Source organism: Roseburia yibonii (assembly GCF_014297335.1).
GTDB classification, from domain to species: Bacteria; Bacillota; Clostridia; order Lachnospirales; family Lachnospiraceae; genus Roseburia_D; species Roseburia_D yibonii.
Genome location: NZ_JACOQH010000005.1, coordinates 47539 through 59476 on the forward strand (window position 1 = coordinate 47539; position 11938 = coordinate 59476).

Annotated in this window: 10 protein-coding genes and 1 riboswitch; of the genes, 2 read left to right on the forward strand and 8 right to left on the reverse strand. The window is 48.5% G+C overall.

Annotation, left to right across the window (positions count from 1 at the left end):
- Nucleotides 1-7: 7 nt before the first annotated feature.
- On the reverse strand, nucleotides 8-904 hold the full coding sequence (locus H8Z76_RS08125; protein WP_186982209.1) for a hypothetical protein: 897 nt from the start codon (nucleotides 902-904) through the stop codon (nucleotides 8-10).
- 155 nt (nucleotides 905-1059) lie between these two features.
- On the opposite strand from H8Z76_RS08125, the gene asnA reads away from it, so the two are divergent.
- Nucleotides 1060-2070, forward strand: coding sequence for an aspartate--ammonia ligase (asnA, locus tag H8Z76_RS08130; RefSeq protein WP_022516431.1), 1011 nt, complete (start codon nucleotides 1060-1062; stop codon nucleotides 2068-2070).
- 37 nt (nucleotides 2071-2107) lie between these two features.
- Here the strand turns inward: asnA and dapB are convergent, their stop codons facing one another.
- The 4 genes from dapB to H8Z76_RS08150 form a co-directional block, all read right to left on the reverse strand.
- On the reverse strand, nucleotides 2108-2866 hold the full coding sequence (gene dapB, locus H8Z76_RS08135; protein ID WP_186982210.1) for a 4-hydroxy-tetrahydrodipicolinate reductase: 759 nt from the start codon (nucleotides 2864-2866) through the stop codon (nucleotides 2108-2110).
- A 51-nt stretch (nucleotides 2867-2917) separates the two neighbouring features.
- Nucleotides 2918-3808 (reverse strand): 4-hydroxy-tetrahydrodipicolinate synthase, encoded by an 891-nt coding sequence (dapA, locus tag H8Z76_RS08140; protein ID WP_186982211.1) that lies wholly within the window; start codon nucleotides 3806-3808, stop codon nucleotides 2918-2920.
- 223 nt (nucleotides 3809-4031) lie between these two features.
- Nucleotides 4032-4209: riboswitch (Lysine riboswitch) on the reverse strand.
- A 53-nt stretch (nucleotides 4210-4262) separates the two neighbouring features.
- Nucleotides 4263-4745, reverse strand: coding sequence for a cob(I)yrinic acid a,c-diamide adenosyltransferase (locus H8Z76_RS08145; protein ID WP_022516428.1), 483 nt, complete (start codon nucleotides 4743-4745; stop codon nucleotides 4263-4265).
- Nucleotides 4746-4830: 85 nt separating this feature from the next.
- Complete coding sequence (locus tag H8Z76_RS08150; RefSeq protein WP_186982212.1) at nucleotides 4831-5457, reverse strand: single-stranded DNA-binding protein; 627 nt, start codon at nucleotides 5455-5457, stop codon at nucleotides 4831-4833.
- Between the two features lie 375 nt (nucleotides 5458-5832).
- Between H8Z76_RS08150 and typA the strand changes: the two genes are divergently transcribed.
- Nucleotides 5833-7665 (forward strand): translational GTPase TypA, encoded by a 1833-nt coding sequence (typA, locus tag H8Z76_RS08155; protein ID WP_022516426.1) that lies wholly within the window; start codon nucleotides 5833-5835, stop codon nucleotides 7663-7665.
- Nucleotides 7666-7723: 58 nt separating this feature from the next.
- Here the strand turns inward: typA and H8Z76_RS08160 are convergent, their stop codons facing one another.
- From H8Z76_RS08160 to H8Z76_RS08170, 3 genes are read right to left on the reverse strand one after another with little or no spacing between them, the layout of a single operon-like run.
- Nucleotides 7724-9220: a sugar ABC transporter ATP-binding protein gene (locus H8Z76_RS08160; RefSeq protein WP_186982213.1), complete on the reverse strand. Its 1497-nt coding sequence runs from the start codon at nucleotides 9218-9220 to the stop codon at nucleotides 7724-7726.
- A complete protein-coding gene (locus tag H8Z76_RS08165; RefSeq protein ID WP_243240489.1) occupies nucleotides 9221-10270 on the reverse strand; it encodes a sensor histidine kinase in 1050 nt (349 codons plus the stop codon). It lies immediately after the preceding gene.
- Between the two features lie 25 nt (nucleotides 10271-10295).
- On the reverse strand, nucleotides 10296-11885 hold the full coding sequence (locus H8Z76_RS08170; RefSeq protein WP_186982214.1) for a response regulator: 1590 nt from the start codon (nucleotides 11883-11885) through the stop codon (nucleotides 10296-10298).
- Nucleotides 11886-11938 lie beyond the last annotated feature (53 nt).

Genomic DNA, 11938 nt, shown 5'->3' on the forward strand with positions numbered 1-11938 from the left:
CTTTCCTCTATTCTCCCGCAAAAAGGATGATCATAAGCATGACAAATATCCAGAAACCCGTTTCGATCCAGAACACGATCCAGCCCATATACGGATTTCCCTGTACATGGCTCCAGCAGTCCGGCAGTTTTTTCTTTAAGTCATCCCAAACTTTCTGTTCGAGCACCGCATCCTTAAAAATATAGTAAAGCGCAATACTTGCGATCGCGCCGACAACCGCCCCGCAGACTCCCGCCTGGCCAATACGTGTAATATCGGATCTGAGTCCCCAGAACACAAGCGTGGTGACCCAGAGGATCGCGCTGTGTATCCTGCGGTTCTTCCGGTAAAAATATTTCCGGTCCAGCACCCCGCAGCAGGAATAATAGGTTGGCATTTTTTCGTTCAGATACGGTCTCAACCGCTTGTGAAAGTCATGGACATGATTCTTCGCCTTCTGGTTTCCGATCTCATACGGAAAGCAAAGTTTATCCCTCCCTTTTCCGATCTGAAAACAGGAATCTTTGTAGTAGTATTTTTCCTCGCACAGCAGCCCGTCGTAATAGCTGTACGGCAGCATCCTTGTTCCGCCAAAGAATAACTCCTGCTCGATCCCTTCCTGCCGCAGCCAGAAGCCAAGCATCTTTTTCCTTTTTAAGACGCGGCCGCACGGCCAGATCACATAGATCACGACTGCTATGCTAAAAAATGCCACCATGTTCCATCCTGCGGAATAAAACGCTCTCTCCTCCGCCGCGAGAAAAGCTTCGATCCCGATAAACGCGCAGATGAATCCCCAGATAAGTCTGCTTTTTCCCCTTCCCGCGAAGTAACGCTCGGAATATTTTGGCAGAAATCCCTCTGCTTCCCGCCTTTTTACTATCTCGTCTTTTTTGCTTTTTTCTTTTTCATTCTTTTTTCCCATTCTGCTCTTCCTTACTCCCCCGGTTTTCTTTTCAGTATACCATATCAAATTTCTTTGCACAAATATCTGCACAATCATTGAAAAACAAAAACGAGATTGCTATAATAAATTAGGAAAAATCCAAGAACCCTATACAGAATCGAGGAAAAAACATAATGGATCATTTAATTATACCGAAAGATTACCATTCGGAACTGAATCTGCATGACACACAGATCGCGATCAAGACGGTAAAAGATTTCTTCCAGAATCTTTTAGCGCTGCGCTTAAATCTATCCCGTGTCTCGGCACCGCTTTTCGTAGATCCGCTCTCCGGATTGAACGATGAGTTAAACGGCGTGGAACGTCCGGTCTCCTTTGGCATTCTTGAGCAGAATGATAAAGAAGCACAGGTCGTACACTCTCTCGCGAAATGGAAACGCTACGCACTTGGAAAATACGGCTTTTCCTGCGGCGAAGGTCTTTACACGGACATGAACGCGATCCGCAGGGACGAGACAACCGACAATATCCACTCTATTTTCGTGGATCAGTGGGACTGGGAAAAGATCATCCGAAAAGAAGACCGTACGGAAGAATATTTAAAAGATACCGTGCGCACGGTTTACAAAGTCTTACGCAAGACTGAAAAGTATATGTCCATTCAATATGATTACATACATGAGATCCTTCCGGAAGAGATCTTCTTTATCACTTCCCAGGAGCTTGAGGATATGTTCCCGGAATACACACCGAAGGAACGTGAATTTTACATCACCAAGACCAAAGGCGCTGTGTGCATCTTAAAGATCGGTGACACGTTGGAATCCGGCGAGAAACACGACGGCAGAGCCCCGGATTATGATGACTGGGCGTTAAATGCCGATATCTTAGTTTATTATCCGGTTCTTGACATCGCGCTTGAGCTTTCTTCCATGGGTATCCGTGTAGACAAGAAGGCTCTCCTTTCCCAGCTTGACAAGGCAGGCTGCCCGGAACGCGCAAAGCTTCCGTTCCAGAAAGCGGTCATTGACGAGAAACTTCCATACACGATCGGCGGCGGTATCGGTCAGTCCCGTATCTGTATGTTCTTTTTACGAAAGGCTCATATCGGAGAGGTTCAGTCTTCGATCTGGAAACCGGACGACATCAAAGCATTAGAAAAAGCAGGCATCCAGTTGTTATAAACTGGACCCTGCTTCTTTTATTTTTTCTTTTTCCTTCTTATCCCCGGATCACGTCACTCATATCATAACGTCCCGCCGGCTTTCCATTTAAGAATTTCGCTGCTTCGATCGCGCCTTTCCCAAAGATGGCTCTCGAATATGCCGTATGCTTCACTTCGATCACTTCATCCATTCCGGCAAAGATGATCTCATGCTCACCGACAATACTGCCGCCACGGACCGCGGAAATGCCGATCTCATTTTTTTCTCTCTTCTTGCGCTCTTTCGTGCGGTCATATTTATATTCATAATCTCCGCCCACCGCGTCGTTCAGACAGTCCGCAAGCGCAAGCGCAGTACCGCTCGGTGCGTCTAACTTCTGGTTATGGTGTTTTTCCACGATCTCCATATCAAAGCCTGCCGGTGCGAGGATCTTTACGATCTTTGGCAGGATCTCAAGCAGCGTGTTGACGCCTAGTGACATGTTTGCAGACTTTAACACTGCCACTTTTTTGCTGCTCTCCTCCACTTTTTTTAACTGCTCTTCCGAAAGCCCGGTACTGCACAAAACCACCGGGATCTGACGCTTCACGCAATAATCAAGCAGGCCGTCCACTGCTGCCGCATTGGAGAAATCGATCACCGCATCTGCCTCGACCTCGCAGTCCTCGATCGAAGCGTAGACCGGATAATCGTTTTTGATCCCGTCATACTGATCGATCCCTGCCACGATCTCAACCGTTTCATCCTGCTCTATGAGGCCCGTAATGACCTGCCCCATTCTTCCGTTACATCCGTTCATGATCACTTTTGTCATTTTTTTATACACCTTTATCTTTCCGGTTCTTCCCTGCCTGTTGCCAAATTCCTATGCCAGCTTTATGCCATACGCTTTCATGACCTCTGCTAACTTCTTCGCGTTTTCCTCTCCCATTTCACAGAGTGGGGAACGCAGACTTCCGACATTCATTCCCATCAGGTTCATCGCCTTCTTTACCGGGATCGGATTGACCTCGGAGAAGAGCGCATCCACAAGCGGAAGTGCCTCTCTTTGCAGTTTCATCGCCTTTTTGGTATCTCCTGCGAGATAGCTTGCCACCATGTCATGCACTTTCTGCGGTGCCACATTGGACCAGACAGAGATCACACCGATTCCTCCGATGGAAAGTAACGGAACAACCAGTCCGTCTTCTCCGGAGTACAGATCCAGTTTTCCGTCTGTCAGATACATGGTCTTGGATGCCTGCGCGACATTTCCGGTCGCTTCCTTTAAGCCCACGATATTTTCCTCATGCTCAAACAGGTACGCGGTTGTCTCCGGCAGCATGTTGCATCCGGTTCTTCCCGGTACGTTGTACATGATGATCGGTGTCTTTACCGCCTGCGCGATCTGGGAATAATGTGAGATCAGTCCGTTCTGGGTCGCTTTGTTATAGTACGGTGTTACCACGAGCAGGCCATCCACTCCTGCCTCTTCGGCTTCCTTGGAAAGCTGAATCGCTGTTTTTGTGCAGTTCGAACCGGTTCCCGCAACAACCGGAACACGATGTTTGGTAAATTCCACTGCCGCACGGATCACCGCTGCGTGTTCCTCCATGGTAAGTGTCGATCCCTCGCCGGTCGTTCCTGCGATCACGATACAGTCTGTACCGTTTGTGATCTGGTAATTGATGATCTCCTCGAGTTTTTCGTAATTCACATCCAGATTTTCCTTCATCGGTGTGACGATCGCAACTCCTGCTCCTTTAAAAATAGCCATAACATTTTCCTCCTGTATGTAATATATGGTAATTCTCTTTCTTATGAAATAAAGTGTGCGCTTACCGCACACTTTCGCGCGCGAGCGGTATGTTCAACATAAACTTCATCTCCGCGAGCTGCGCATCCCCGCGGAGCGTTTTTAAATCATAGGAAGAATTTCCTATGGTTTGAAAAAGACCGGCCCCATGGACCGGTCAAAAGCTTCTTCTTGTATTACCCAAACCTCTGATAGCGCCCCATCCGTTGCCAGATGACAGTCAAATGGCTGTTCGCCAAGTGCCCAAGGAATATGCCTGTCAGGTAACATACCCTTTCGGCGTTCTCTCCTTTCACCCGTCGTCTCCTGTTCCTGCCACATCAGACCGGCTACTCATAGATCACGCAACCTCTATCTTCACATTTTTACTTGTTAAATTTACTATATCACTGACAAATATCTCTGTCAACAGTCATTACTTCTCCGAAGTAATATTGTAGATCTCATCGACGTACGGACGGATCTCTTCTTTTAATACACGCCCGGTAAGGATCAGATCGACATCATCTTCCTTCTCACGGATCAGAAGCTCCAATTCTTCCACCGAAACGATCCCGTTATCCACAAGTCCGAGCACCTCATCTAAGATCAGCATGTCGCACTCTCTGGTCGTTAATACCTTTCTCGCGAAATTGATGCCGTTTCGCATATTGATCTTTTCTTCTTCCTGTTCCGCTTCCGACAGCTCGTCATAATATCCGGTTGCCTTCTCAAAGCAGAATACCTTGATCTCCGGCTCTAACCTTTCATAATAGGCACTGCTCTCGCCCTTGCCTTTTAAGAATTTTATGACGTACGCATTTCTGCCTTCACTTGCAGCACGCAGCGCATTTCCAAGTGCGGCATTTGTTTTTCCCCGTCCCGCACCATAGTAAACCTGAACATGTCCTGTACCCAATTTTGGCCTCCTCCGCTTTTTTCAAGCATCGTATCATATTATCAGATTTCTTTAAAATACCACAATACCGCAAAAAAAGCAAATTTTATTCCAGGAACTCGATCTTGCTGACCGAAATCTCATACGCCATCCGCTTCTCTGTTTCCGTCTCGCTGATCTTTTTTATGTACTCACGGCTCTGTATCCTGCCCCAGATCTGTACATGTCCGCCAACCGCGAATCCGGAAGCGAAGCGCGCGTTTCTTCCCCAGCAGATACATGGGATATAATCGGATTTTCCATAGGACCGGTTTACTGCGATCAAAAGATCCGCGATCTCACGTCCGAGCGGTGTCTTCCGGTAGATCGGTGCCTTACAGATATAACCGTCCAGAAAGATCTGGTTGCTCTTTACCTCGTCGCTCACTTCATCCACAAATTCCAGTTCCCGCACAAAAACAGAGAGCACAAGGCGGTTTTTCTTTTCCTCGTGGCGGTTGTAGGAACGAAACTGTCCGGTCACATAGATCTTCTGTCCGATGCAGCTTTGTTTCGTGTCCACCAGCCGTTCGGAAACCATGAGCGGTATGTAATCCATATAATTGCTCAACCGGTTCACCGCAATCTCTACCATATAAAAGCCTTCTCCGTAAACCTCGTGACTGAACGTGAAATCCGAAACGATTTCCCCTACCATTGATACCTGATTGTTTTCAAAAATTTTATCTGCCATGAATTTTTCTCCCTTCCTCTCGCCCGGCGCTTTTTCTTCTGCTGCCCGTCGGCTCATGTACATCGATGGCATATCGACTTGTATCCTGCTATATGTGTATTCCATGTCTTTGTTATTTAGAACTCCCTTCTGCATTTGTCTTCCCATTCCCCGGAATGGTTATTAAGTTATCACGCCGCGCACTCAAAATGTGCTTCAATTTGTCGATAACATTTCTTTTCTCTCTTCCGCGCCTGCGATCCCCGGTATCCCCCGATATTTCACGAAAACTGCTTGCGTATTGAAAAAAATGTGATAAAATAAAAAGGTCGGTCATTTATAGACCCTTTTTTTGAACTGTTGTTTTTTCTTCTATATAGAAAGAGGTACAAATTTATGAAAATGAAACGAGAAGACGTTCGTAACATCGCCATCATTGCACACGTTGACCACGGTAAGACCACTCTGGTAGACGGTCTGTTAAAGCAAAGCGGTGTCTTCCGTGACAACCAGGAAGTACAGGAACGTGTTATGGACTCCAACGACATTGAGCGTGAAAGAGGTATCACCATCCTTTCCAAAAACACTGCCGTATATTACAAGGATACCAAGATCAACATCATCGATACTCCGGGACATGCGGATTTCGGTGGCGAGGTAGAGCGTATCTTAAAGATGGTAAACGGCGTTGTTCTGTTAGTCGATGCCTTTGAAGGTGTTATGCCGCAGACCAAATTCGTACTGATGAAAGCACTGGCTTTGAATCTTCCGGTCATTGTATGCTTAAACAAGATCGACCGTCCGGAAGCAAGACCTGCCGAAGTTGTGGACGAAGTGCTGGAATTATTCATGGATCTGGATGCTTCTGACGAACAGCTCGACTGCCCGTTCCTTTATGCTTCTGCCAGAGAAGGCTATGCCATGAAGGATTTAAATGATGAAAAGAAAGATATGACGCCTCTCTTTGAGACGATCGTTAATTATATCCCGGCTCCGGAAGGCGATCCGGATGCCAATACCCAGGTACTGATCAGTACCATCGACTACAACGAGTACGTTGGACGTATCGGTGTCGGCAAGATTGATAACGGATGCTTAAAAGTCAATCAGGAAGCTGTTGTGGTAAACCACCACGAACCGGACAAAAAAGAGCGTGTCCGCATCAGCAAGCTGTATGAATTTGACGGATTAAATAAAGTAGAAGTGACCGAGGCAAAGATCGGTGCGATCGTTGCGATCTCCGGTATCGCTGATATCCACATCGGAGATACGATCTGCGCACCGGAAAACCCGGAGGCGATTCCGTTCCAGAAGATCTCCGAGCCTACGATCTCCATGAACTTTATCGTAAACGACTCTCCGCTTGCCGGACAGGAAGGTAAGTATGTCACCTCCCGCCACATCAGAGACCGTCTGTTCCGCGAGCTGAACACCGACGTTTCCCTGCGTGTCGAAGAGACCGAGAGCCCGGACTGCTACAAGGTTTCCGGCCGTGGCGAGCTTCACTTATCCGTTCTGATCGAGAACATGCGCCGTGAAGGCTATGAATTCGCAGTCAGCAAAGCGGAAGTTCTCTACAAGACAGACGAAAACGGCAAACGCCTTGAGCCTATGGAGATCGCTTATGTCGATGTCCCGGATGATTTCACCGGAGCCGTAATCCAGAAGCTCAGCCAGAGAAAAGGTGAATTACAGAATATGGGACCGATCAGCGGTGGTTACACCCGTATCCAGTTCCGTATCCCGTCCCGTGGACTGATCGGTTATCGTGGTGAGTTCTTAACCGATACCAAGGGAAATGGTATCATCAACACCATCTTCGACGGCTATGACGCTTACCGCGGTGATATCGAATATCGTCCGACCGGTTCCCTGATCGCATTCGAGACCGGCGAATCCGTAACTTACGGTCTGTTTGCCGCACAGGATCGTGGTACCCTCTTTATCGGACCTGGCGAAAAGGTTTATGCCGGAATGGTCATCGGCCAGAGTTCCCGCGCGGAAGACATCGAGATCAACGTATGCAAGAAGAAGCACCTGACCAACACACGTTCTTCTTCCGCAGACGAAGCGCTGACACTGGTTCCGCCTAAGATTTTAAGTCTGGAACAGGCGATCGACTTTATCGACACGGACGAGCTTCTTGAGGTAACACCGGAAAATCTCCGTATCCGCAAACGTATCCTTGACCCGACCCTCCGCAAGAGAGCAGGTTTTAAGAAAAACTAAGAGATAAAAATGCTGCCGCACAGTAAAGACTGCACGGCAGCATTTTTTTACGGAACATTTATGGGATGCGCCCATTCTCATCATAAAGTGCCTTCCATGGAATATTCCTCGGCAGCATTCCAAAATCTTTTCTCTGATACTCCGTCACAACGGTTCCTTTATCGATCCGCACCAGCCTGTCTGCCAAAGACAGCGCGTCCGCCATATTCACGGCAAGTATCACGACCGCGATCCCTTTTCGCAGCAGCTTCTCCTGCAGCTCCCAGATGTGGATCCGATGCCTTAGATCCGCACCCTTAAACGGCTGCACACAAAAGACGATCTTCGGTTTCTGGAGCATGATCCTTGTATAGACCAGATCATATTTTTCCATTTCGGTAAGTTCCTGCATCCTTTTGTCAAATACATTCTCTCCGAGGATCTCCTCAAAATCCGCCCGGATGCACCGTTTCATCTTACGGTTTCCCCAGATATTTTTTACTCTGTGATCCATGGCAATACAGAGATTATCCATGTAACTCATGTCATAAAAAAGCATCGTTTCCGTCGGTTCCTCCCGGATAAACGCAATGCCACGGTCGCCACAGATCTTCGTCGCCCTGCCCTCCAGATAACAGGTTCCCGGATGGATCTCATCCTGTTTTTCCCCCTGAAAAAGCAGATACAGATCCCGGAAGATCCCCTCCTCCAGACTCTGGATCACCACGCACTCGCCCTGTGCCACTTTTAAATTAAAATTAAAAATGACATCTCCGCATAAGTGCCTTCCCTCAAAAACGATCTTGTTGGACTGTCTCTCTTTCAGGCTTTCGATATGATGTCTGACCTTCGCATTGTATTCTTCCGAATAGAAGTTCAATGTCTGCGCCTGCATCTGCTCTCCCGCCAGCGCTTTTATGACCTTTCCGTTGCTCATCACGACTGCCCTGCCGCAGATCTGAAGGATCTCCTCAAAATGCGGACTGATATAGAGAAACGAAAATCCCTGTTTCGCGTAATGTTTCATAAACGCATGGATCTTTTCGAGTTCTCCCTCATTGACCAGCGTTCCGATCTCGCGCATCACGATCAGACGGTAATCCGCGACGACCGCCCGGAGCAGTTCCACCACGAGCCGTTCAAACGAAGACAGTTTTTCGACTAACGTATCCGCCTCAATCTCCACTTCGATCTCATCCAAAAACGGCTGCAGCTGGCTTTTCAGCAGTTTTTTGCGGATCAGCTCCTGCCTAAATCCCTGGCGCAGGATAAAGATATTCGTAAGAACACTCTGTCCCTCCACAAGAGACGTCTGATCTGAGATCACCGCGATCCGTTTGTCATAATTTTTTCCCGCCTGCCACGAATTGACCAGCCTCTCCTTGTAATACATATAACCCGCATACAGCAGCGGATTTTCCCGCAACACGGAAAGCAGCTGCGGAAGCCCGTACGCGTTCACCGGAAGCAGCCCTACGATCTCCCCGGAAAAAACATTCAGTTCAAAATCTTTTAAGTACGTTGTCTCCTCCTCTTTGTAGGTCACGCGCTCCATTCGTAAGATCTCTTTTTTCATCTACACACTCCGCTTCTTCCATTCTCTCTCGTTTTTGATGATCGGGATCGTGATCTCAACCTCTGTCCCGACACCTTCCATCGAAAAGATATGCATCCCGTATTCCTTCCCGAACAAAAGCTGGATCCGGTTATTTACATTTACCAGGGCGATCCCGCCGCTCTTCTCATTTTTCTGGAGATCAAACTGCTCAACGGTCTTTCCGAGTTTTTCATTTAACCGCTCTAGGGTCTGCTCATCCATGCCTACCCCATCATCGGAGATCTTGATGAGCAGTCTGGTCTGCGTCAGTCCCAGGCGGATCGTGAGATTTCCGGTTCCGATCTTTAATTCCGTTCCGTGAATGATACTGTTTTCCAGGATCGGCTGTAAGGTGAGTTTCGGTATCCGGCACCGCAGAATGCTCTCCCGGTCTTCCTCGTCACATTCGATGTGGAGTCTTAGCCGGTCCCCAAAACGATACTGCTGGATCTTAAAATAGGTCTTGCAGTTATCCAGCTCCTCCTCCACGGCTACCATATTCTCCGTTTTGCTGATCGTATACCGGAAAAACGCCGCAAGCGCCTCTGTCATCTCCGCAACACTCTCCACGCCGGCGATCAGCGCCTCGCTCCTTATCCCGTCCAAGGTGTTGTATAAAAAATGCGGATTGATCTGGTTTTGCAGGGCGAGATACTGCGCCTGCCGCTTGTTCAAGTTTACCACCTGCGTAGAATTTAAGATCTCGCTGATCTTTTTTTCTTCCAGATAGGTATAGGGCGTGAGCATGATATCCTGGCTGTCGATCTCCTCAAACGGAAGATAGCCGTCCAAAAACTGCTCAACCTTATGCCTCCAGCGCAGATACGGGCACGCGATCCCGAAATACGCAAAGGAGATAAGAAGCAGGAAGCAGACCGTCATGACCACAAACGGTACGATCGCCGCTCCCTTCCTCACTGCCTGGTAAAAATAGCTGCCGGTCATAAAGATCCCGAGCAGACCTGCCGCCACCGTAAAAGCCACGATCCGGTTGGAGATAAAAGACATTTTTTTGAATTGTTTTCCCATGTGTTATTCCAAGCTCCTTTTTCGATCATCCATACAGTTTCCGGTATACCGCAGGTTTTACTCCCGCGAGCTTCTCAAAGGTATGTGTAAAATGTTTGAGGTCGTTGTACCCGACTTTTTTGCAGATTCCTGCCACCGGAAGGTTGGTCTCCCGAAGCAGCGTCTTTGCCTGCTCCATGCGCACATTCATTAGGTATTTCGCAAAGCCGACCTCCGTCTCCTTTTTAAAGAGGACACTGAAATATGCCGTGCTCAGTCCAACCTCCGCGCTGACCTCCTCAAGCGTGATCTGCTCCCCGTAATGGTTCTTTATGTAACACTTTGCCTTGCGCACCGGTCTTGCCGAATCCGCCTCGCGCACTTTTAATATTTTCAGGATCTGTGCTTCCTCAAACTGCTCCAGCTTCTGAAAGAGTTCCTCCGCGTTCAAGGCCGCATCACAGTTTTCTTTCAAATTTTTCATCAGCTTTTCTTTCTCTTTGACATCTAACTGCATGACAAAGATATTTCCAGCCGCACAGACCAGCTCAAACAATTCAAAGCCATGCACGTTCGGAGTGTCCACTGCTGCCTGGAACAGCTCATGCACCGCCTGTTTCATTTCCTCTATGTTTAGGATCTCAAGCGCATGCCCAATCCGCCTCGTATATTTGTCTAACAGCCGCTGTTCGTACAATACCGGCGTATGCTCGATATTTTCAAGCAGGATTCCGCTTCCGCACAAAAAGCGCTCCTGCACGGCCAAAAGCGCCTCCTCCATCGAAGCCTGCAATTCCGGCGAGGTCTTTTTGCTTCCCCCGAGCCCCAGGGAAAATACCCGCACACCGATCAGGTGCTTTGCCGCCTCTAACTGATTCAGGCAGTCCCGCATCATCTTCCGCACTTCTTCGACCTGTCTGGCATCATAATTCATGACTCCGTACAAAAAGCAGTCATGCCAGTATAAGATCCATTCCTCGCTGAAACGCTCCAGTCCGCTCTTTATGATCTTTTCCGTCCGTTTCCACACCAGCTCTTCCGGTCTGTCTTTTTCTTCTTTCGCCTCATGATCCAGGCGCAGGGCAAACGCCTGACACACCCCGTTTTTCGCGGAAAAATGATACTGCGCCTCCATTTCTTCTTCCGTAGACGCCTTCACCTGTCCCGAGAGAAGATCCTGGATCAGCACATTCCGCAGCCGCTTCCTGTCATTGGTACGCTCCTCCGCCATGGAAGCATCCGCTTCCTTCTGCTCCTGTTCCAGACAGATCTCCGCCGCCACCTTCTGCAGCGATGCCATCAGCTCTTTCTGATTGATCGGCTTTAGGAGATAATCCTTTACCCCATACGCCAGCGCGGTCTTTGCATATTCAAAATGCGCATATCCACTGATAATAATCATGCAGATGGACGGACATATGCTCCGCGCCTGCTTGATCAGATCGATCCCGCTCGCTCCCGGCATACGGATATCGGTAATGAGAATGTCCGGGCGCTCCTTACGCACCATCATAAGCGCCTCAATCCCATTTGACGCGATGCCCGCGATCTCCATCCCAAGCGCGTCCCAGTCCACCAGCACTTTGATCAGCTGACAGATCCTCGCTTCATCATCTGCTATGACTACCTTTATCATAAAATCCCCCTCCTGTACAAATGCGAAATACGCCATTAGCCGCCGGATGATCC